We start from the raw sequence: 21897 nt of genomic DNA, 5'->3' as shown, positions 1-21897 counted from the left end.
GCTCAGTAGGTAGAGCAACGGATTGAAAATCCGTGTGTCCCCAGTTCGATCCTGGGTCTCGCCACCATATTCAAAAACGTATTTAAATGTTTTCAATCCCTGATCCCATCAGGGATTTTTTTTGAATAAAAATTATCCGATCAAGTTAAAAATAGATGATTTTTATTGACTAATTATTCTAGATACGGCTTAATACACCGCATCGGCGTGATAGCTCAGTAGGTAGAGCAACGGATTGAAAATCCGTGTGTCCCCAGTTCGATCCTGGGTCTCGCCACCATATTCAAAAAGCCTATCTTATTTAAGATAGGCTTTTTTTATTGTAAAAAAATATAAAACTTAGTTATTGTTCTTGGCTTGGTGGTATATATAGTGCCACTTGGTAAATAAATAACAAATATTAATTAGATGAAAGATTTATTTTCGACAGGAAGTCGGCTGTATCAACAAGCTCGACCGAGTTACCCGCTCGCTGTGTTAGAGGCGATTTTACCTTATGTGCCAGAACAACAATTGGCTTGGGATTGTGCGGCTGGCTCAGGACAGTTTACTCAATTGCTGGCGCCATATTTTGAACATGTTGTCGCTACCGATTTAAGTTCTCAACAGTTGGAGCAAGCTCCTCGCTTAGAAAATGTCAGTTATCAGGTGCAACTGGCAGAAAAAACCAGTTTCTTTATGCAGAGCTTTGATTTAATTACGGTGGCACAAGCTATTCATTGGTTTGATTTTGAAGGTTTCTATAGAGAAGTGCACCGTTGTCTAAAGCCTAATGGTGTATTGGCTGTGATTGGTTATGGTGTGCTAGAGCTTTCAAATACCGAACTTAATCAACTTGTGCAAGAACTTTATACGCAAAAGCTTAAGATGTATTGGGATGCCGAACGCCAATACATAGATGCATCTTATAAGACGATTCCATTTCCTTTTGATGAAATTGTTATGCCTGATTTGTCTATGTGTTATAGCTGGAGTGGAGAGCAGTTGTTGAATTATTTATCAACATGGTCTGCCTTAAAGCACTATGTCATTAAAAATAAACAAGATCCTTTACAAGAAATTCGTGCATATGTAGAGCGACAGCAGGACGTGACATTCGATCTCTGCTTTCCAATTTTTATGCGGGTGGGGCGTTTAAAATAAGCGCTGAGTAGCGTAGAGAGTGCTGAGTGGTGTTTCCCCATAATAAAAGCATAAAAAACCCGCTAGAATGATTTAGCGGGTCTTTTGAGTCATTCTATTTCAGCTTAAGCGATTTTGCTTTGTGCTTCAGCTGTAAGCATATGACCTGTTTCTTCAAAATTTGAATGCCAAGAGAGTGCTTCGCGTAGGATATGCGGTGTGTGTCCACCGATTGCGCATGCGCGATCAAAATAGTCATTCAATGCATCACGGTACATTGGGTGTGCGCAGTTATCAATAATTGCTTTAGCACGTTCACGTGGAGCAAGACCACGTAAGTCTGCCAGACCTTGTTCGGTTACTAGGATGTCAACATCATGTTCGCTGTGGTCAACGTGAGAAGCCATAGGAACGATTGATGAAATATCGCCACCTTTTGCAATTGATTTGGTCACGAAAATAGCTAGGTGAGCATTACGTGCGAAGTCACCAGAACCACCAATACCATTCATCATCTTAGTACCACATACGTGAGTTGAGTTTACGTTGCCGTAAATATCAAACTCAAGTGCAGTGTTGATACCGATAATACCTAGACGACGAACAAGTTCTGGGTGGTTTGAAATTTCTTGTGGACGTAGAACAAGTTTGTCTTTATAAGCTTCAATATTGCCAAATACGCGGTCGCCACACTGTTGAGAGAGAGTGATTGAAGAACCTGAAGCGAATTTCATTTTTCCAGCATCAATGAGTTCAAAAGTACAGTCTTGAAGTACTTCTGAATACATAACGAGATCTTCAAAGTTTGAATCTTTAAGACCTGTAAGTACTGCATTGGCAATTGAGCCAATACCTGCTTGAAGTGGTCCTAAGTCTTTAGGTAAACGACCTTCAGCAACTTCTTTCTCAAAGAAAGCAATAAGGTGGTTAGCAATACCTTGAGTTTCATCATCTGGTTCAGTCACTGTAGATGGTGAATCTGCTGTATCGTTAAATACAATACCAACGATTTTTGATGGATCAATTTGGATTGCTGTTGTACCAATACGCTCATCAATTTTTGTTAATGGAATTGGTTGACGTGTTGGGCGGTAGCTTGGGATATAAATATCGTGTAGACCTTCAAATGCTGGGTCTAGTGAAGTATTAATTTCAACAATGACTTTGTCTGCAAAAATAGCAAAACTAGCAGAGTTACCTACTGAAGTTGTTGGAATAATGCCACCATCTTCAGTGATTGCAACTGCTTCAATTACCGCTACATCAGGGCGTTTAAGCTGTTGGTTACGCATTTGTTCAACAGTTTCAGACAAGTGCTGATCAATAAACATCACTTCGCCTTTGTTGATTGCACGACGTAGTGTGTTATCAACTTGGAATGGAAGACGACGTGCAAGTACACCCGCTTCAGTGAGTTGTTTGTCGAGATCGTTACCTAAGCTTGCGCCTGTAATTAGGGTAATTTTTAAAGGATTAGCTTGGGCTTGTTTAACCAAGGCTAAAGGAACTGCTTTAGCTTCACCAGCGCGAGTGAATCCACTCATACCAACAGTCATACCATCTTCAATAAACTTTGCAGCTTGTTCTGCGCTGATTACTTTGTCGTGGAGTGAAGCTAAACGAATACGGTCCATTGCCATTTTTATCTCTCAATTACATCTCGGGTATGGTAGGGATTTTACCCATGCCTTAAGTTAATGTGCATCGCTATTAGGCTAAGGTCTAATTTTTCAAATAAATATCACCATAAATAAAATTTATGGTATGTAACTTATTGATATTTAAAGTTAAAAAATGCAGTTCTTAAGGCTGGGTGTGAAAAATAACTGCTTGTTTATTAAGCAGTTGTTGGGTTTTTCTATAGGCGATCGCTCAAACTTTGCTTAATTTTGCCTAAAGTACTGTTGGGAGTTACAGTATCTGAAGTTGTAGGTTGTAAAGGTAAAGTGATAATCGCTTCTAGTCCACCAGATTCACGATTATGAATATAAAGCTCACCTTGGTGGATATCAACTATTCGTTTTACAATTGCTAAACCTAAGCCGCTTCCTTGAACAGTTCGTGCAGAATTACCTCGAACAAAAGGCTGCATAAGCTCAGAGATTTGATCATCTGGAATACCTTCGCCATGATCAGCAACGCAAATTTTGATTTGTTGTGCGTGTAAGGAAGCCGATAATTCGATTGGTTCGGCACCATAGCGTTTCGCATTATTAATGAGATTGCCAATCAGACGCTTAAGTGAAAGCGAGCGGGCAGAAATAATTGGGAGTGCTTGAGGGGTAAAGCGAATATCTAAGGGTTTAAATTGAATCACAAGCTCTTGTAATAATGTATTGATGTTAGTGTCTTGCAATTCTTCATCGGAGCCATCGCGCATATAGGAAATAAACTGACTCAAGATGGCATCCATGTCTTCAACATCATAAATTAAGCCTTCTTTGAGGAAGTCTTCGTCAGGCATCATTTCTGCACTTAAACGAATACGGGTTAGGGGGGTTCTTAAATCATGAGAAATACCCGCTAACATGATCATGCGATCTCGTTCAGTTTGGTCAAGCGTATAGATCATGCGGTTAAAGGCTTGGTTGACCTCGCGAATTTCTTGGGGGCCATGGTTTGTTTCTAAATAGGGTGCTGTACCTACTTTTGTATATTGATTCGCTGCATTTTGTAGGCGACGTAAAGGTCGATTTAATTGTCGAACTAAAGTTAAAATAATAATAAACGATAAAATCGGTACGCCTAGTAACCAACCAAAGACAAGCTCAGAACTATAGTTGGCATAAGTTTTTAGTGGTTCTCTTACCCAATTACCATGCATTTCTGGTGTTTGGATCCAAATACTTGGGCTTGGCTTAAATTGGAAATAAACCTCTACATCTTTAATAGCAAGTTCTTGTGCTAATTTTTCTTCAATATGACTTGTAATGTAGTCTGCAACTAATTTGTCTTTTACATTGGGAAACTTATCTGGGTCGGTGATGTATTCAATGCCCATACGTTTGTAGAGCCATTGTTCAGCATCAAGTTCTGCTTTGTCATGAAAGACGCGCAATTTTGGATTATTGATGATTTCGAGTTCAAGTGCGATATAACGAGCATGTTGTTGGATTTCAGGTAAATACAACGTGCGCCAGAAAAACCACAGTGTGGTAAACCAGCTAATAAAAACAACAAAAATAACCAAGACCGTAGTCCGCATTGCTGCGGAACGCGGTTTGATCTTGTCAAGGAATCGCTCCCAGGTCGTACGCTTTTTCTCCGAATAGGCTTCGTAGTCTTTAAATTCACGTAGATCTGAGGGCTCTAATTTCACAGCATATTCCTAGAATGAAGTTTTAAATCGTGAATAGCTTATTCAGCACCATCTGGAACGAAAACATAGCCAACACCCCACACTGTTTGAATGTAGCGAGCACGTGCGGGGTTTTCTTCGATCAAACGACGTAAGCGAGAAACTTGTACATCGATTGAGCGTTCCATAGCTCCCCATTCACGACCACGAGCTAAGTTCATTAATTTATCGCGTGTTAATGGTTCTCGAGGGTGTTGTACCAGTGCTTTGAGTACAGCGAACTCCCCTGTAGTCAGGGTGACAACTTGACCTTCACGAGTCAATGTACGTGTTGATAAGTCTAGTGACCATGGTCCAAATGAAACAACTTCAATATTTTGGCTTGGCGCACCTGGAACTTCACGCACTTGGCGGCGTAATACTGCACGAATACGTGCAAGAAGTTCATTTGGATTGAAAGGTTTTGGCAAATAGTCATCCGCACCAGCTTCGAGCCCAGCAATACGGTCAGCATCACTACCACGTGCGGTCAGCATAATAATAGGGGTGTCAATGTTAGATTGACGCAAGCGGCGGCAGATGCTTAGACCATCTTCAACAGGAAGCATGAAGTCGAGTACGATCAGTGAAAATAACTCACGTTGTAATAAACGATCCATTTGTGTTGCATCATGTGCCGTTTTGACTACAAAGCCTTTATCTTCAAGGAAACGTTGTAATAAAGTACGCAAACGGACATCGTCATCGACGACTAGAATGCGTTCAACACGATCAGTGTCATTATGTACAATATCCGTATTTTCAGCAGGTACAACCAAACTCATGATGCACTCCGTAAACATAGTTAATTATAGATATGGGTATAGCTCAGTATACTGCCTAACTCGTTGTTAAGACTATGTATCAATTTGCTCAAAAACACAATTTATGTCGAGTATTAAAATACCAAAAAGCAACATCTTGTGGCATTTGAAAGGGATTATGTTGGTTGAATTGGTTAATTTGATGATTTATTGTACTTTATGACTAAATTTGACTAGGCTATTACATTATTTACAGATGTGGTGGTGATACTGAGGCTAAAACTTAAAATGATTTGAATTTCAATGTAAATTAAATATTTTTGAGAAAAACTTGTTTGGAATGTTCAAGCAGCTATTGAAAGCAGGTCAGTGAAAAATTAGTATATAGCCAACTCAAGCAATGATAAGCTCTGCGATTGTAAACAGGACTTCAATTACGCACAGAAAATAAGGAATAAATTTCTTAAAAATTGATGTGAAATCAAGCGTTTGTGGGTTAATAAAAGAAGAAAATGTAAAACAGTTGTGGATTTTATAGTCTTGGTCTTTATAATCACTAACTTTTAGTCCTTATCCCTGTGGAATTAAACACGATGACTGACTTAGTTCAGCAGTTGGCAAGTGAGCTTGCCGTACGTCCTAACCAAGTAGAGGCTGCCATCAAGTTAATTGATGAAGGTGCCAGCGTTCCATTTATTGCACGTTACCGTAAAGAAGTAACGCAAGGCTTAGACGACACGCAGTTGCGCCAACTTGATACGCGTTTAGCGTATTTACGTGATTTATTCGAAAGACGTGAAAAAGTAATTTTGTCTCTGCAAGAACAAAATAAACTATCAGATGATTTGCTTGCTCGAGTAAATGCTGCAGAAACAAAAAATGTGCTAGAAGAAATTTATGCACCATATCGCCCGAAACGTACCAGTAAATCATTTAAAGCTAAAGAAGCTGGCTTAGGCCCGATTGCTGACAAGATTTTAACGGAAAATATTGACCCAGAAGCAGCATTGCAAGGCTTTAGTCATGAAGACTATAGCGATGTAGAGAGTCAGCTTGATGCTATTCAACACATCATTATTGATGAATGGGCACAAAATATTGCACTCACAACAACGTTGAAGTCTATTTTTGCAAAAGAAGCAGTACTTAAAAGTCTCGTTGCTAGTGAAGAAAAGAAAGAAGTTGGTAAGAAATTCAGAGATTATTTTGAGTTCTCTGAAAACTTAAATAAAGTACCTTCACATCGTTTATTGGCAATGTTACGTGGCCGTCAAGAAAATGTTTTAGGTTTAAAAGTGGATGGTGAAGATACTCAACCACTTGCTCAAATTGAAACAGAATATGCTCTTGAGCAGGTTCAGCCACAGGCTCGTCAAGACTTCTTAAAGAAAACAGCTCAATTGTTTTGGTTGGGTAAAGTTCGCCCGAGTATTGAACACTCTTTATTGACTGAAAAGCGTTTGGCAGCCGAAGCTGAAGCGATGCAGGTTTTTGCTGAAAACTTACGTCACTTGTTACTATCAGCTCCAGCAGGTGCACGCTGCACCTTGGGTGTAGATCCTGGTATTCGTACTGGTGTTAAATTGGCTGTAGTAAATGCCTCAGGTGATGTTGTTGCTCACAGCACTATTTACCCATTTGCACCTAAAGAAGATAAAGCTGGTTCAATTGCTGAGCTTGCACGTTTATGCCGTGAATTTAATGTTGATTTAATTGCAATTGGTAATGGTACAGCAAGCCGTGAAACCGAAGCTGTTGTTGCTGAAATGATGGCTGAAAATGCAGATCTTAATTTGACACGTGTTACTGTAAGTGAAGCTGGGGCATCTGTTTATTCAGCATCAGAGCTTGCAGCAGCAGAGCTGCCAGAATTGGATGTGGTTATTCGTGGAGCTGTATCTATTGCTCGCCGTCTACAAGACCCATTGGCAGAGCTTGTGAAAATTGATCCGAAGTCAATTGGCGTAGGTCAATATCAGCATGATGTGAACCAAACTGGTTTAGCGAAGACACTCGATGCAGTCGTTGAAGACTGTGTAAACTCTGTAGGTGTTGATGTAAATACTGCCTCAGCTGCAATCTTGGGTTATATTGCTGGTCTCAATAAGGCAATTGCACAACAAATAGTTGATTACCGTAAAGAAAATGGACGCTTTGATAATCGTCAGGCTTTGAAAAATGTACCACGTTTAGGCGAACGTACTTTTGAACAAGCTGCTGGTTTCTTACGTATTCTTGAAGGTTCTGAACCTTTAGATGCTTCTTCTGTTCACCCTGAGCGCTATGCATTAGTTGAACATATCGTGACATCTAAAGCGACCACAGTAAAAGATATCATCGGTAATACAGAAATCTTGCGCCAAGTGAAAGCAGAAGATTTTGTTAATGATCAAGTTGGTTTGCCAACAATCCAAGACGTATTGAGTGAACTGGAAAAACCAGGTCGTGATCCTCGTCCAGAGTTCCGTACTGCGAAATTCCGTGAAGACATTACTGAGGTTGCTCAACTTACTGAAGGTTTACAGCTTGAAGGTGTGATTACCAACGTAACAAACTTTGGTGCATTTGTTGATGTTGGCGTACACCAAGATGGTTTGATTCATATTTCTGAGTTGGCGAATGAATTTGTCTCTGATCCACATAAAGTGGTTAAGCCTGGACAAATCGTACAAGTACGTGTGATTCAAGTAGATGTTGAACGTAAGCGTGTCAATCTATCAATGCGTCCTGAGGGTTCTGCTTCAGCGGCTAAAGCTGCGCGTCAGCAACCACGTCAGAATGAACAACGTACTGAGCGTAAACCACAGGCAAAACGTCCACAACAAGCACGCCCACAAGGTGACCGTCCGCAGCGTAATAAACCACAGGCTGCGAAACCACAAGAGAATAAAATCGGTGGTTTAGGGGCTTTGTTATTACAAGCAGGGATTAAAGGGTCGAAATAAGACTCAAGATTCTAATAAAAACCGCTTAGATTAATATCTAAGCGGTTTTTTGTTATGGTTTGTGTTATTTAAAACCATAATATGTTTTAAGTTGAGTGCGTACAGCATCATAGGTGCTTTTGTTCATATAGAAGTCTATATTGAATTTATCAGTGATTTTTCCTGCTAATTCACATTCACCATCATAAACTTTACCATCTTTTAAGATTGCAGGATCAATAGAGCAGTTGTATGTTTGATCATCATTGAGCGCTTGAAGTACTTGATAACCTCCTACCTTTATTTCTTTCCAATTTTTATGGTTCTTATATGTATTTTTTGCCCAATCTTGTAGGGTTGAATAATCTGTTGGCTCTTCATCGAAATAGTAAACTGTTGAATTCTGTTTGATCGGCTTCATGAGATAAACATATGAACCTGTTGGAAATAATGTCTTATCTTTTAGCATAATCTCAAAGTTTTGTTTTCTCTGTTTCTCTTCAGCAGAAATTGGCCAGCTTGGGTCTATAAAATATCCAAATCCATTCTCAATATGCTTATAGCCTATATGTGAAACATTCTGGTCTTGTTCAAAGAGCAGAGAAATAGGCTGCCCAGATAAGTCAATTTTTTCAAGTTCTAGATCGCTTGAGTAAACTTCTAGATCACATACATCATTAAAATGATTGAATGTAATTTGATTTTCACTCATTGAGTGAATATAACCAATTGGCCAACTGCCATCGTTTGCTTGAGTATATTCTTTTGTTGTAAACAGGCCTTTGTCATTGAGTAGATAATCAAAGTTATGGCTTTGCGTTTCAACTTCACTTTCAGGGTGGCTGATTGCAACTGTACTGGTGTATAGGGTGTGTTTATTAAGAGAAAGTTTTTCACCTACAAGATGTGGTTTTGCTTGAGAGGGTGGTAGGTTTGAATCATATTGAGTATCTATACTATAAAGATCTTGATCAAAAATTCCTCTACCCAATGGGGTCATCCCGCTCGGGATACCTTTGTTGCATTGAATTTTATTGTTTCCAGTATTGGGGCCGTTTGTTGAGCCGTTACTATCATCGCTACCACCACCACATGCAGTAAGTGTTAGAACCAGCGGAATGAAAAATCCTAATTTTTTAACCATTGTTTGTTACTTCTATTGTTTATTAAATCTTATTTGTGATTAAATGTTAATCGCATATATTCTATATATTTTTGATTCAGTTGGCTATATTTTATTGGTTTGATAGGTTTTTCTATTATTAAGTTCACAAAGAAGATGGATTTAAATACGTTATTTTTTTGGTAACTCAATAGCTTAAATTGAGTGATTTTTCATAAATACACTGAGATATTTTGTGTAAAAAGCCCCTCTCTACTGAGACGGGCTGTTCATTTTTAACTGTGTGTGACGTTAGTAGAGTCCAAGCAGGAAACCAGTGCTAAGGGTAAAGAAGCTAAAGAACCAAATCCAAAAGAATGAATAACGAAGATGTCGTCCCATATCTGTGCCAGCAAGCCCCATTGCAAGCCATGTGGCTGGAGAGAAAGGACTAACGAAAGTCCCGGCATTGTTTCCAATCGCCATAGCGTAGACAACTGAATCTACAGGTACACCTGCAGTTGAAGTGACTTCATGAATAATAGGAAGTAAAGCAAAATAATAAGCGTCAGTACTGGTCAGTAGATCTAAAGGAACACCTAAAATACCGACCATAATGTGTAAACTGCCAATCCAATTTGAAGGGAGTACGTGAATAAGGTCAACAGCAATTGATTTGAGCATACCTGATTCGGATAGAATGCCGAGAAAGGCTCCTGCTGCAAAAATAATAGCGACCATGTTGAGTGCTTGAGGGGCATGTTTACTGATAATTTCCATTTGTTGTTTAGGTTTAGGGAAATTAAGTAACAGTGTTATCGCTAAGGCAAGCATAAAGACATAAGGTGCTGAAAATAAACCAAAGGCTAAGCAAAGAATGGCAATAATGATGGTGCTAATGTTGAGCCAAAATTTCTTTGGTTTCTGTTCTTCAGTGAGATCTATAGCGACATCTGACAAAAGGTAGTCTTGTTCAAAAGGCGTAGTACCTAGAGCCTGAGCAGCAAGAATTCTCTTCTTTTCTCGTATACCCATGAGTACAGCAAACCCCATCATTCCGAGTATTCCAATAATTTGAATTGGAATGAGGCTTTGCCAAAGATGAGCGGCATCAATTCCAGTTACTGCTGAGGCACGGCCAAGCGGGCCACCCCAAGGGACCATATTCATGACACCCATACTTCCAGCCATAAGTAAGAGCATAAGGTATGGACTCATTCCCAATTGACGATATAGAGGAAGTAGAGCAGGAATGATAATCAGAAATGTTGCAGCACCAGAACCATCTAGGTGCACAATTGCTGCAATAAATGCTGTCATAACGGCGACAATAATAACATTGCCGCGTGTTAGACGAATCATGTGTTTAATGAGAGGGTCGAATATGTGAAGTTCTTTTAAAATACTAAAAAATAAAATGGCAAATAAAAACATTGCTGCAACTTTACTTACTTTACTTAGACCTGCCTCAAAAAAAGTCGAAATTTCAGTAATTGAGAAGCCAGCAATGAGTGCACCAAATAATGGTACAACAGCCATGGCAATAATAGGACTTGTTTTTCCAGTCATTAATAATGCAACAATAATGACAATAATTGAAATTCCAATGAATGTTAACAAACGGATGCTCCCTAAGAAATCTGATATCCTTGGTTTTTGTTTGGATTTTAAATTTAATGATCAGAATACAAATGTATTACAAGTTTTAATTATTACCGTTTTTTTATTTTATGCCAACTAAATTGTATTTTGCGAGGGTGTTTTTCGGACTGTGTCTCAGTTGATGTTGAAAAATTACTCCATGTCGTGAAATTGACTTGCATAAAAAAACCCAAAGCTTGGCTTTGGGTTGGATTGAGGGTAAAGGGGAGGTTACCAATGCTCTCCAGGGAAGAGTCGAGCATAAGCACGTTGTACCCAAGTTAATTTTGCTTGATCGCCAACTGAAGCTGTAGAGCTTGGGAAGAGATTAAAACCAATTGACATTAATTTATTGTTAATTCCAGGCGCAACCGAATATGTGAGTGATGCTAAACGTCCTAGGTGGGTCGCTACTTTTTTAGGGCGTTTGACGATAGCGTAAGCAATTAAGTCAGCGGCCTGTTCTGGTGAAAGTGTTGGAACATACTTGTAGATTTTCGTTGGAGCAATCATTGGTGTACGCACGAGTGGCATATAGATGGAAGTGATTGCAATCTTATGGCTATGTACTTCTGCCGAGAGACAACGACTAAAGGCATCTAGAGCTGCTTTTGAGGCAACATAAGCCGAAAAACGAGTTGCGTTTGCCAAGACGCCAATCGAACTAATATTAATGATATGTCCATCTCGTCGATTAATCATTTGAGGTAGGATATTCAATACAAGTCGAATGGCACCAAAATAGTTTAATTGCATTGTGCGTTCAAAATCATGAAAACGATCAATGGATTCGTGTACTGCTCGGCGTATAGAACGTCCTGCATTATTAATGAGGATGTCGATATGATCCACACTGGCTAAGATCTCTTTAGATACACGATCAATTTCAGGCATTTCATTAAGATCACAAGGGAAAATTGTGGCCTTACCGCCTTCTGTTTCAATCTCTTGCTTTACTTGCTCTAGTGTTTCCACAGTGCGTGCAAGCAATAAAACATGAGCACCATTTGCGGCAAGTTTTTTTGCAATGGTTAAACCAATCCCACTTGATGCTCCAGTAATTAGTACCGTCTTACCATTTACTTTGGCATTAAAAAGTTGCTCTAATTTTTGATTCATAAATTTTCCCTGATCTGCAAATCATCTTTAAAATACTAATTGTTATTTGAAAGGCAAAGCAGTGTTAAGTGGCTTTGCATTTTTATAATAACTAATATTTTGATTATTTCTAGTGCCATATTCTTTGTTTTGATCTTGGTTAGGGATCATTAAATAAGGCGTAGAAGGAATATGATTTAAAAAAGATCCATACATGTTTAAGCAAGGCTGGTTGGTGTTTTCAATAAGTAAAGGCCGAGATTATTGCTCGGCCTTTACTTATTTTACGCTGTCTTAGTATAGCATTTAAACCTGTGCTAACGCTTGCTCTAGATCAGCAATGAGGTCATCAATATGTTCAATCCCAATAGAAAGACGAACCATATCAATGCTTACACCTGCAGATTTTAACTCTTCTTCATTGAGTTGACGGTGCGTTGTTGTTGCTGGATGACAAGCAAGACTTTTCGCATCACCAATATTAACTAGACGTGTAAATAGTTGTAATGCATCAATAAAACGTGTTCCCCCTTCACGACCATCTTGTACCCCAAAAGATAAAATTGCAGATGGTTTACCTTTGAGATATTTTTGTGCAAGGTGATGCTGAGGATGATCTTTTAGACCAGCATAGTTGACCCATTTTACTTTAGGGTGGGCTTGAAGGTACTCAGCAACACGAATAGCATTTTCAGTATGGCGCTCCATACGTAAATTTAGTGTTTCCAAACCTTGTAAAATGAGGAATACACTAAGAGGACTAATTGCAGCACCAGTGTTGCGTAAAGGTACAACACGCGCACGTGCGATATATGCAGCATCGCCTAATGCTTCGACATAGTTAACACCATGATAACTTGGGTCAGGTGTGTTTAATACTTTAAAACGCTCAGGGTATTTACCCCAAGGGAATTTCCCGCTATCAACAATAGCGCCACCAATACTATTACCATGACCACCAATATATTTGGTCAAAGAATGCACCACGATATCCGCACCATGTTCAAATGGTTTGAGTAGAGCAGGAGAGGCAACAGTATTGTCTACTACTACAGGAACACCGTATTGGTGTGCAATTTTTGCAATTGCTTCTAAGTCAATGATATTCCCAAGAGGGTTACCAATTGATTCAACAAAAACCAATTTGGTTTTTTCATCAATAAGTTTGTGTAGTGCTTCAGGATCTTGATAATCAAAGAAGCGAACTTCAATCCCTTGTTTAGGAAGGGTATGTGCAAATAAGTTGTAACTGCCACCATAAAGTGTAGAAACTGAGGCAATGTTATCGCCAGCTTCAGTAATGGTTTGAATTGCATAAGTAATAGCTGACATCCCTGATGCTACTGCCAATGCTCCAATCCCACCTTCAAGTGCTGCAAGGCGTTGTTCAAGCACTGCAGTGGTTGGATTCATAATACGTGTATAGATGTTGCCTTGTACTTTTAAGTCAAACAAATCTGCGCCATGCTGTGTATCATCGAAGGCATAAGAAGTGGTTTGATAAATCGGAACGGCAACCGCTTTGGTTGTACTTTCAGGGCTGTAACCCGCATGAATAGCTAGGGTCTCATCTTTATACGTCATGATTCCATCATCTTTGAGTGACATTATTTGTGCAACAAGTGTAGCACTTATCCTTTGCAAAGAAAGAGTGTTTTTATCTCAATATTTATATTTAAAAATTATATAGATAGATCAAATTTTATAAAATATTTACCAATATTTTATAACTGTTATAGAGACATAATCTTATTTTACTTACGTTGATGGCGACTTTGTCATGTTTATCTTGATTGTAAAGACATGCCTTATTTTTTCGCTACTTTCATCGTATAATGCTGGGGAATTTTTTCGCATACGCGATATTTAGGTTATTTAACTGAGGAGTCCTACGTGGCCCAATATATTTACACGATGAACCGTGTGTCCAAAATGGTTCCGCCTAAGCGCGAAATCTTAAAGGACATCTCTTTATCATTTTTTCCTGGTGCGAAAATTGGTGTACTAGGTCTAAACGGTGCAGGTAAGTCTACATTGCTCCGGATTATGGCGGGTGTAGATAAAGATTTCTCGGGAGAAGCACGTGCTCAACCGGGGATTAAAATCGGTTATCTAGAGCAAGAGCCACCTCTTGATCCAAACAAAGATGTTCGTGGTAACGTTGAAGATGGTGTGCGTGAAGCACTTGATGCTTTGGCTCGTTTAGATGAAGTATTTGCAGAGTATGCTGCTGAAGATGCTGATTTTGATGCGCTAGCGAAAGAGCAAGAAAAGCTTGAAGCGATTATTCATGCTTGGGATGCACACAATCTGAATAACCAGTTGGAAATTGCTGCTGCTGCATTGAATTTACCAGCTTGGGATGCAGATGTGACTTTACTCTCAGGTGGTGAGCGTCGTCGTGTAGCACTATGTCGTTTGTTATTGTCTAAACCTGACATGTTGTTACTTGACGAACCGACGAACCATTTAGATGCAGAATCTGTGAGTTGGTTGGAACGCTTCCTTAAAGACTTCCCAGGCACAATTGTGGCAATTACCCATGACCGTTATTTCTTAGATAATGTTGCCGAATGGATTTTGGAACTTGACCGTGGACATGGTATTCCTTATCAAGGTAACTATTCTTCATGGTTAGAGCAGAAGAATGCGCGTTTAGAGCAAGAGCAGAAACAAGAAGAATCTTTTGCGAAAGCGTTGAAAAAAGAATTGGAGTGGGTACGCTCTAATGCAAAAGGTCAGCAAAAGAAAAACAAAGCACGTATGGAGCGTTTTGAGGAACTTAACTCTAAAGAGTTCCAACAACGTAATGAAACTTCAGAAATTTATATTCCACCAGGCCCACGTTTAGGCAATAAGGTGGTTGAAGTTGAAAACATCAGTAAGTCATTTGATGGTCGTTTACTCTACGAGAATTTAACATTTACTGTGCCACCAACTGCGATCGTTGGGATCGTGGGTCCAAACGGTGCGGGTAAAACAACGTTATTCCGTATGATGACAGGCGAACAAACACCTGATACAGGTACAGTAACTCTAGGTGAATCTGTAAAAGTTGCTTATGTTGGTCAGATTCGTGACACTTTAGATAACAATAAGACTGTTTGGGAAGAAGTTTCAGGTGGTCTTGATATCCTAAAAGTGGGCGATTATGAAATTGCTTCACGTGCATATATTGGCCGTTTTAACTTCAAAGGCCAAGATCAGCAAAAACGTGTAGGTGAGTTATCTGGTGGTGAGCGTAACCGTTTACAGTTAGCGAAAATCTTACAGCAAGGCGCTAACGTAATCTTACTCGATGAACCATCAAACGATCTTGATATTGAAACTTTGCGTGCGCTTGAAGATGCTATTTTAGTCTTCCCTGGTACAGTTATGGTTGTTTCGCATGACCGCTGGTTCTTAGACCGTATTGCAACGCATATTTTGTCATTTGAAAATGAGCAACCTGAATTCTATACGGGTAACTATGCTGAATATGAAGCATATCGTCGCGCTAAATTGGGTGATGAAATTGATTCAAAGCGTAAGAAGTACAGAAAGATTACAGGTTAATCTGACCGTGATTAAGCTTTTATAAGCTTCAATAAAAAATTCCAGCTTAGGCTGGAATTTTTTTATATAGATGTTTATTTTGATCATCCGATTTTTTAGCTATCTGATCAGCATTTGATTGGTATGTAATTCAGAATGATTATGATGCTTGGAGGCCAATAATAAAAAGAACTCACTATGAACATGGCATCCAATTCAGACCTGAAGTCTCAGCAGCAAGGTGTTGGTTTGGTCGAAGTTTTAGTGGCCTTATTTTTACTCATGGTCAGTATTTTGGGGTACACCACTTTACAAGTACGTGCATTATCGGCAACTCAAGAGGCGGGTCATTATATTGAGGCTTATCATTTAGCACGTGATTTATCAGAGCGCATTCGCGTTAATCCTCAAGGGTTTATGCATAAAAAGGATTTTTTATCTAATGGGGTAAATCACTCTTGTATGGCGCCCATATTTTGTTCTGCTGCAATGATGGCTGAGTTTGATTTTATGCAAGTGAGGCAAAAAGCACTGACGAAATCAATGAATATTGCACTTTTACCTTGTAGACCGGCTTGGACAAATAAGCAGTGTATTTACATCGCTTGGCAGAAGAAGGCATTAGCATCAACTCAAGACATAAAAGATTGTACTCAAACAGCAGTTTATTCTACCCATACACGTTGTATGGTGCTGGAGGCCTATACTTATGTGGATTAGCTCAGACGGCTTCAGTTTGTTAGAACTCACCATGGCTTTGGTGCTTGGCGGCATTGTGATGTTAGCTGCTATAACCTTATTTATTCATACTCAGCGTGTGTTGCAGACACAATATGCTTTGGATGATATACAGCAGCAAGAAAATTGGGGAGTCGGAGTACTCACAAAAGATTTAAGACAAATTAACTTCAATACGCTTTCTAGAGGCCACATAAGCCCACATGTTGAGGGATCTGGCATTATTTTTATTCAAACTAATTTACCTCAAAGTATTAAGCAAAATATTGATGCATTTGTGACTAAGCATGCATACAGTGAGGGTGGGACCGTAGAAAAAAGTGATCAACTCCTTATCCAATATCAACCACCCTATGTCGCAACAGAGACTGAGCAAATTAAACCACAGCATATGAAAACATCTGTTGTGGGTATTGATTGTGAAGGACGACAAATTGAGAGAGATGAAGTAGAAAATGAAAGCACCAAAATGATTGTTAATCGTTATTTTATTGCACCAGATCGACAACAGATGACTGAGGGGAGGGAAAGTTATTCTCTATTTTGTGAAAGTGGGTGGTATAGATCAGGTGATAGCACAATTCATGGTTTAAATGGTGGAGGACAACAACTGATCAAAGGGGTTGAGGCATTCAAGATAAAGTTGGGGGTGCAAAATATTAAGGGGCAATTAACCTATATGGGTATTGATCAGTACCAGACTGCGATGGCTGCACAAGTATTTGATTCGACACAGCCCTATCAGGTGGTATCAATTGAAGTCGGGCTATTATTGCGCTCAAATTTGCCAAGTATGAGTTCGAGGCAAAAAAGTGTACCTCCTCATTATCCATTACTTGGGCAGAATTTAGTTTTAAAAAAAGAGCAGCAACAGCATTTGCGTAGAGCCGTGAGTCAAGTGGTTATGTTACGAAATGTGCAAGGCCAAGTGGGTCATGATTAGACAGAAAGGTGCAACTTTATTATTGGTCTTAGTCGTTATTTTGCTTTTGTCCTTGATTTCAACAATAGCAATTCGATCGAGCATTTTGAGTTTGGGGCAAGCACGTCAAAGTCAACTTTATGTTCAATTATGGCAAAACTCCGATGCAGTTTTATTTGCTTTAGAAGATAAAAAACTGATCAATCAACCCATGGCTTGGCCCGCGATATGGGTATATTTTCAGGATCATCAACACGACCAAAATGAATTGGTGTCCTGTTATAGGACAACAGTTCTAGCACTTGATATACAGCAGATGGGAGTGATTAATGACCGCGGAAAAGTGAGCAGTCGCCGTGGTTTTTGTCAGATAAATTCATCAAATATAGAGCATGGTCGAGTGTTATCTCAGTTGTATATAAGAAAGAATCATCATCGGCTTCCACCTTTGATGGGGAGTCCTGTTGCAATGAGTTTAGGACAAAGTCACTTCACAAATTTAGCTCAGCAATTTGAAGTCACAGTAATTTCGGTTGTCACTCAATCGGATCAACAAGCCTTATCACATATAGAAGGTTGTTTACAACAAGCTCAACAGCAGGCGCAGTTTTGTTTATCTCAATCAAATGCTAGGTTTAATGTGCAGCATGCAGTTTATGGTATATATGGGCGTATTGGGTAGGTGAATGAATTAGAGTAATTTGCTTAAGGAATAATGTGAAGATAAAACAAAGAATAATAATATTTATATGCACTTTGATGTTTGTTGTCGGTTTAGGGCAAACTGTACCCATAACAGATCATAATGAAACACAGTGCCAGCCAGCAGTAGAAGCATTCAGTGTACCTGCTGAGGCAACGTTATTGGCTGTAACAGACATGCAAAAGAGGCGCTATGTTGGAGCAGGATCTACAGGACGTCGCTATCAGATTGAACAGATCAGTGATCGAGAGAATACGTCGCTTCCTTTGCTGAGTATTGAACCAGATCAACAACAAGTCGTCATGGGGAATCATCGGAATACTTTTGCAGCTTTACGCTATATGGGGCAGAGCTGGTCTAAGCCAAGTTTGGGTTATATTAACTGGCAAGGGCAACCCAAATTAGTCTTCTTTGTTGGTGGTGGTTATGATGCGATTGGTGCTGTAAATTGTAGAGATGTTCGATTTCAAGATCAGGGATATTGGTGCCCACATTACAATCCAGCCCTTGCGAATGGTGCGGGTATTTATATGTTTGATGCCCAAAATGGAGCGTTATTATGGTGGGCGAGTGCAAATGCAACCCAGACATTAGGTGCGGCCCAAGCTACATATCATGCAGCATTAAAATATAGTGTGGTTGCTCAGATTAATACGATTGACCGAGATGCAGATGGTTTGGTGGATACATTGTATTTTGCAGATTTGGGTGGGCAAGTTTTTCGTGTGGATTTGAATAATCAGGTGCGAGCAGAACAGTCCTTGGTTAAACGTATTGTAAAGATATTAGATGTGCATCAAGAGCAAGGGGCAAGCCCTCGTTTTTATCATATGCCTAGTGTGTCAATTCATTTGCAATCGAATCAGCAAACACCGTATGTCAGTATTATTCTACATTCAGGCCATCCTTTAATTGCTTTAAATGAGGTTGAGACAAACAAGTATGATGGTTTATTTGCAGTTTATGATTATGATCTCGGACGGCCAGATTTGTACTCTACAAAGCAATTAAATACAGAGAGTGTGAAATTTGATCAACTTGTCCGTATTGAATCAATGGATAATGCTTTAAAAAATAACCCTAAGCAATATGGTTGGTGGTATCCATATCAGGCACCAATACAGCAGGCTGAGGTAAATACAGGCATTGGCAATATTATTGTCATGAATAATGTCTTATATGCGCATGTTTATAGGCAAACAAAACAAAACTTGAGTCTGCATCCATATTTAAAACAGTGCCAAAATGATTTTAAGCAAGGGCAAACTTATTTATATCGGTTGTGCTTGCCTAGGCAAATATGTCTTGCTCAAAATTTGAGTCCTTCAGGTGTTGAACAAGTATTGCTTGGTGGAGGCATGATTACAGATCATTTTTCATGGAAGCTCAAACAAGAGACATGGAGAAATATTTTATTGAATGGATTATTTAATATACAAAATAAAATTTGTCAGAGTCTAAATCAAAATCAATGTCTACAACTTGATATGCAGTTACAAAGACTTAATTGGACAGAAACTCAACCTGAATAAGTTTTAGGGTATATGTGTTGAGCACTTTTGATTTCAACTATTATGTGACTGGAAAGTATTTAAAGTTGATGTAAATAAAAACATTACCAAAAGACGAGGTTAGAGTTAAAAATCGCGTTGGCTTAGACAAGAATAAATTCAAAATTGCGGATAACTCAAATATTGAGCTTTCACTTATCTTTAAAATATCGTAAAATATCCGCCTTTTTAGGTTCAACCGAATCTAAAAAGTTTTTCCTTCATGTGAGAGTATTAACATGGTCGTAATTCGCCTAGCACGCGGTGGTGCTAAAAAACGTCCGTTCTATCAAGTTATTGTAACTGATAGCCGCAATGCGCGTGACGGTCGTTTCATCGAACGTATTGGTTTCTTTAACCCTACAGCTCAAGGTCAAGCAGAAAAACTTCGTTTAGATGCTGATCGTTTTGCACATTGGGTTGCTTTAGGCGCTCAGCCGTCTGAACGTGTTGCTTCTTTAGCTGCTCAAGCTAAGAAAGCTGCTGCAACTGCATAAGTGTAGGTAACCCATGATACCAGCACAGAATGTTCCAGAAGATCGTATTCAGATTGGACAGTTACGTTCAGCATATGGATTAAATGGGTGGCTCTGGGTCTATTCCAATACAGAACCTATGAGCAACGTGTTTGATTACCTTCCTTGGTTTATTGAAACTAAAGCAGGTTGGCAGACAGTAGATGTTAAACGTTGGAAACCACATGGCAAAGGCTTGGTGGCTTCGCTAAAGGGCGTTACAGATCGCACTATGGCGGATAGCTTGGTTGGCGCTAATATCTGGATTGCAAAATCACAGTTACCTCAACCTGGGGTCGATGAATACTATTGGTCTGATTTGAAAGGGTTAGTTGTACTAGGCCTTGATGATCAAGAGCAAGAAATTAATTTCGGGAAAATTCACGAATTATTCGAAACAGGTGCCAATGATGTCATGGTCGTTCATGCAACGGCTGAAAGCATTGATGGTGAGGAACGTATGATTCCATGGCATAAAGATGTGGTACAGCGAGTTGATCTCGAAGCTGGTCGTATCTACGTAAATTGGGGCGTAGATTATTAGTCCGAAAGGACCAACACAGCAGGAAAATTGAGGAGTCTGCGGTGTATTTTGCAGTCATAACGCTTTTTCCTGAAATGTTTGAAGCGATTACAGCCTACGGCATTAGCGGACGCGCAGCAAAGCGTGAATTGATACAAGTTGATTGTATTAATCCTCGTGATTTTGCTGAGGGCAACTACAGAAGAGTGGATGAACGTCCATTTGGTGGTGGTCCAGGTATGGTGATGATGGCAGAACCTCTGTCTAAAGCGATTCAGCATGCCAAACAGCTTGCAAAGCAAGCAGGATGTGTTCATGTTCCTGTGGTGTATATGTCGCCACAAGGTAAGACCTTAAATGAGTCAGCAGTGCAACAATTTGTCAATTATGACGGATTAATTGTGTTGTGTGGACGATATGAGGGCGTTGATGAACGTTTGATCCAGAAATATGTCGATCAAGAATGGTCGATTGGTGATTATGTTTTATCAGGGGGTGAACTTCCTGCGATGGTTTTATTGGACAGTATTATTCGGCGTTTACCGAATGCAATGTCTGATGAACAATCGGCAGAGCAAGATTCTTTTGTGGATGGTTTATTAGATTGCCCACAATACACCAAGCCAGACCAGTTTGAAGGTTTGGATGTGCCTGCGGTTTTAAAATCAGGGCATCATGCAAATATTGAAAAATGGCGGTTTTTGCAGCGTTATCAGCGTACACAACAACGTCGACCAGAATTGGTTGAACAGGTGGAACTGACAAAGCAGCAAAAGAAATGGCTCAAAGATTTGAAGTCTTAAGAATTTAAATCTTTTCATATAGGCCCTTTATTGTTTGAAAAGGTCAACAATAAAAGGGAAAGATAACCGGGTCGATACGCGTTTTAGCCTCTATCCCCAGCAGTCATCAGACCTCTTCTGATCTGCACATATTGGAGATTCCCACAATGAGTGGTAAACATCCTTTAGTACAAGCTGTTGAAAATGCACAGTTAAAAACAGATATTCCTGCTTTTGCACCAGGTGATACAGTCATCGTTCAAGTAAAAGTAAAAGAAGGTGAGCGTGAGCGTCTTCAGGCATTTGAAGGTGTTGTAATCGCTAAGAAAAACCGTGGCTTGAACTCTGCTTTCACTGTTCGCAAAATCTCTAGCGGTGTTGGTGTTGAACGTGTTTTCCAAACACATTCACCAATCGTTGCTAAAATCGAAGTGAAACGTCGTGGTGACGTTCGTCGTGCTAAACTTTACTACCTACGCGAATTGTCTGGTAAAGCTGCACGTATTCGTGAAAAATTGCCAGCTCGTAAACAAGGTTAATCAACCGCGTTTATTTGCAGAAAAAAGTGCGCCGATTGGCGCATTTTTTTTGTCTAAAAATCATTGCAACCAGCTTTTTCCTATAAATATTGCACATGAATTG

At 39.5% G+C, this 21897-nt stretch carries 18 protein-coding genes and 1 tRNA gene; 12 read left to right on the top strand and 7 right to left on the bottom strand.

All coding sequences use genetic code 11. The features are described from left to right. Window positions 1–204: 204 nt before the first annotated feature. Together RFH42_RS07355 and RFH42_RS07350 are read left to right on the top strand one after the other, a co-directional pair. A tRNA-Phe gene (locus RFH42_RS07355) sits at window positions 205–280 on the top strand. Between the two features lie 128 nt (window positions 281–408). Then, window positions 409–1143, top strand: a complete 735-nt coding sequence (locus tag RFH42_RS07350; protein ID WP_308974950.1) for a class I SAM-dependent methyltransferase — start codon at window positions 409–411, stop codon at window positions 1141–1143. A gap of 104 nt (window positions 1144–1247) precedes the next feature. Here the strand turns inward: RFH42_RS07350 and RFH42_RS07345 are convergent, their stop codons facing one another. The 3 genes from RFH42_RS07345 to ompR form a co-directional block, all read right to left on the bottom strand. After that, window positions 1248–2762 (bottom strand): acetyl-CoA hydrolase/transferase family protein, encoded by a 1515-nt coding sequence (locus RFH42_RS07345; protein ID WP_308974949.1) that lies wholly within the window; start codon window positions 2760–2762, stop codon window positions 1248–1250. Window positions 2763–2980: 218 nt separating this feature from the next. Further along, window positions 2981–4441 carry an ATP-binding protein gene (locus RFH42_RS07340; RefSeq protein ID WP_308974948.1) on the bottom strand — a complete coding sequence of 487 codons (1461 nt, stop codon included), beginning with the start codon at window positions 4439–4441 and terminating at the stop codon, window positions 2981–2983. 38 nt (window positions 4442–4479) lie between these two features. Then, complete coding sequence (ompR, locus tag RFH42_RS07335; protein ID WP_308974947.1) at window positions 4480–5244, bottom strand: osmolarity response regulator transcription factor OmpR; 765 nt, start codon at window positions 5242–5244, stop codon at window positions 4480–4482. Window positions 5245–5816: 572 nt separating this feature from the next. On the opposite strand from ompR, the gene RFH42_RS07330 reads away from it, so the two are divergent. Further along, entirely contained in the window at window positions 5817–8168 is a 2352-nt protein-coding gene (locus tag RFH42_RS07330) for a Tex family protein (RefSeq protein ID WP_308974946.1), read from the top strand. A 64-nt stretch (window positions 8169–8232) separates the two neighbouring features. On the opposite strand, the gene RFH42_RS07325 is transcribed toward RFH42_RS07330, so the two are convergent. The 4 genes from RFH42_RS07325 to RFH42_RS07310 all read right to left on the bottom strand — a co-directional run bounded on the left by RFH42_RS07325 (window position 8233) and on the right by RFH42_RS07310 (window position 13572). Beyond that, window positions 8233–9291, bottom strand: a complete 1059-nt coding sequence (locus RFH42_RS07325; protein WP_308974945.1) for a hypothetical protein — start codon at window positions 9289–9291, stop codon at window positions 8233–8235. A 270-nt stretch (window positions 9292–9561) separates the two neighbouring features. Next, window positions 9562–10869, bottom strand: coding sequence for a CitMHS family transporter (locus RFH42_RS07320; protein WP_308974944.1), 1308 nt, complete (start codon window positions 10867–10869; stop codon window positions 9562–9564). Window positions 10870–11121: 252 nt separating this feature from the next. Further along, complete coding sequence (locus RFH42_RS07315) at window positions 11122–12009, bottom strand: SDR family NAD(P)-dependent oxidoreductase (protein WP_308974943.1); 888 nt, start codon at window positions 12007–12009, stop codon at window positions 11122–11124. A gap of 285 nt (window positions 12010–12294) precedes the next feature. After that, window positions 12295–13572 carry an O-acetylhomoserine aminocarboxypropyltransferase/cysteine synthase family protein gene (locus RFH42_RS07310; RefSeq protein WP_308974942.1) on the bottom strand — a complete coding sequence of 426 codons (1278 nt, stop codon included), beginning with the start codon at window positions 13570–13572 and terminating at the stop codon, window positions 12295–12297. Between the two features lie 309 nt (window positions 13573–13881). On the opposite strand from RFH42_RS07310, the gene ettA reads away from it, so the two are divergent. The 9 genes from ettA (at window position 13882) to rplS (ending at window position 21794) form a co-directional block, all read left to right on the top strand. Next, window positions 13882–15543 carry an energy-dependent translational throttle protein EttA gene (ettA, locus tag RFH42_RS07305; RefSeq protein WP_308974941.1) on the top strand — a complete coding sequence of 554 codons (1662 nt, stop codon included), beginning with the start codon at window positions 13882–13884 and terminating at the stop codon, window positions 15541–15543. 177 nt (window positions 15544–15720) lie between these two features. Continuing rightward, window positions 15721–16242: a type IV pilus modification protein PilV gene (gene pilV / locus RFH42_RS07300; RefSeq protein ID WP_308974940.1), complete on the top strand. Its 522-nt coding sequence runs from the start codon at window positions 15721–15723 to the stop codon at window positions 16240–16242. Further along, a complete protein-coding gene (locus RFH42_RS07295) occupies window positions 16232–17203 on the top strand; it encodes a PilW family protein (protein ID WP_308974939.1) in 972 nt (323 codons plus the stop codon). Before pilV ends, RFH42_RS07295 begins: the two co-directional genes overlap by 11 nt. After that, window positions 17196–17864 (top strand): hypothetical protein, encoded by a 669-nt coding sequence (locus tag RFH42_RS07290; protein ID WP_308974938.1) that lies wholly within the window; start codon window positions 17196–17198, stop codon window positions 17862–17864. The genes RFH42_RS07295 and RFH42_RS07290 overlap by 8 nt, the downstream gene beginning before the upstream one ends. A gap of 77 nt (window positions 17865–17941) precedes the next feature. Next, a complete protein-coding gene (locus RFH42_RS07285; RefSeq protein ID WP_308974937.1) occupies window positions 17942–19417 on the top strand; it encodes a hypothetical protein in 1476 nt (491 codons plus the stop codon). Between the two features lie 257 nt (window positions 19418–19674). Next, window positions 19675–19932 carry a 30S ribosomal protein S16 gene (rpsP, locus tag RFH42_RS07280; RefSeq protein ID WP_016657713.1) on the top strand — a complete coding sequence of 86 codons (258 nt, stop codon included), beginning with the start codon at window positions 19675–19677 and terminating at the stop codon, window positions 19930–19932. 13 nt (window positions 19933–19945) lie between these two features. Next, window positions 19946–20494, top strand: coding sequence for a ribosome maturation factor RimM (gene rimM / locus RFH42_RS07275; RefSeq protein ID WP_308974936.1), 549 nt, complete (start codon window positions 19946–19948; stop codon window positions 20492–20494). Between the two features lie 41 nt (window positions 20495–20535). Further along, window positions 20536–21276: a tRNA (guanosine(37)-N1)-methyltransferase TrmD gene (gene trmD / locus RFH42_RS07270; protein ID WP_308974935.1), complete on the top strand. Its 741-nt coding sequence runs from the start codon at window positions 20536–20538 to the stop codon at window positions 21274–21276. A 146-nt stretch (window positions 21277–21422) separates the two neighbouring features. Beyond that, the gene (gene rplS / locus RFH42_RS07265) at window positions 21423–21794 is read left to right on the top strand and encodes a 50S ribosomal protein L19 (protein ID WP_016657710.1); all 372 of its coding nucleotides are present in this window, start codon (window positions 21423–21425) and stop codon (window positions 21792–21794) included. Window positions 21795–21897: the final 103 nt, after the last annotated feature.

Source organism: Acinetobacter rudis, from assembly GCF_031157835.1.
GTDB lineage: Bacteria > Pseudomonadota > Gammaproteobacteria > Pseudomonadales > Moraxellaceae > Acinetobacter > Acinetobacter rudis_A.
Note: the sequence above shows the minus strand (reverse complement) of the source record. Positions and strands in the feature narration are given on the sequence as shown.

Bases quoted from the DNA above. Each gene is read 5' to 3' on its own strand.
- RFH42_RS07325 (WP_308974945.1), bottom strand. From the start codon at position 9,291: ATGGTTAAAAAATTAGGATTTTTCATTCCGCTGGTTCTAACACTTACT.
- RFH42_RS07330 (WP_308974946.1), top strand. From the start codon at position 5,817: ATGACTGACTTAGTTCAGCAGTTGGCAAGTGAGCTTGCCGTACGTCCT.
- ompR (WP_308974947.1), bottom strand. From the start codon at position 5,244: ATGAGTTTGGTTGTACCTGCTGAAAATACGGATATTGTACATAATGAC.
- rimM (WP_308974936.1), top strand. From the start codon at position 19,946: ATGATACCAGCACAGAATGTTCCAGAAGATCGTATTCAGATTGGACAG.
- RFH42_RS07315 (WP_308974943.1), bottom strand. From the start codon at position 12,009: ATGAATCAAAAATTAGAGCAACTTTTTAATGCCAAAGTAAATGGTAAG.
- rplS (WP_016657710.1), top strand. From the start codon at position 21,423: ATGAGTGGTAAACATCCTTTAGTACAAGCTGTTGAAAATGCACAGTTA.
- RFH42_RS07290 (WP_308974938.1), top strand. From the start codon at position 17,196: ATGATTAGACAGAAAGGTGCAACTTTATTATTGGTCTTAGTCGTTATT.
- RFH42_RS07295 (WP_308974939.1), top strand. From the start codon at position 16,232: ATGTGGATTAGCTCAGACGGCTTCAGTTTGTTAGAACTCACCATGGCT.
- rpsP (WP_016657713.1), top strand. From the start codon at position 19,675: ATGGTCGTAATTCGCCTAGCACGCGGTGGTGCTAAAAAACGTCCGTTC.
- RFH42_RS07310 (WP_308974942.1), bottom strand. From the start codon at position 13,572: ATGACGTATAAAGATGAGACCCTAGCTATTCATGCGGGTTACAGCCCT.
- pilV (WP_308974940.1), top strand. From the start codon at position 15,721: ATGAACATGGCATCCAATTCAGACCTGAAGTCTCAGCAGCAAGGTGTT.
- RFH42_RS07285 (WP_308974937.1), top strand. From the start codon at position 17,942: ATGTTTGTTGTCGGTTTAGGGCAAACTGTACCCATAACAGATCATAAT.
- RFH42_RS07350 (WP_308974950.1), top strand. From the start codon at position 409: ATGAAAGATTTATTTTCGACAGGAAGTCGGCTGTATCAACAAGCTCGA.
- RFH42_RS07345 (WP_308974949.1), bottom strand. From the start codon at position 2,762: ATGGCAATGGACCGTATTCGTTTAGCTTCACTCCACGACAAAGTAATC.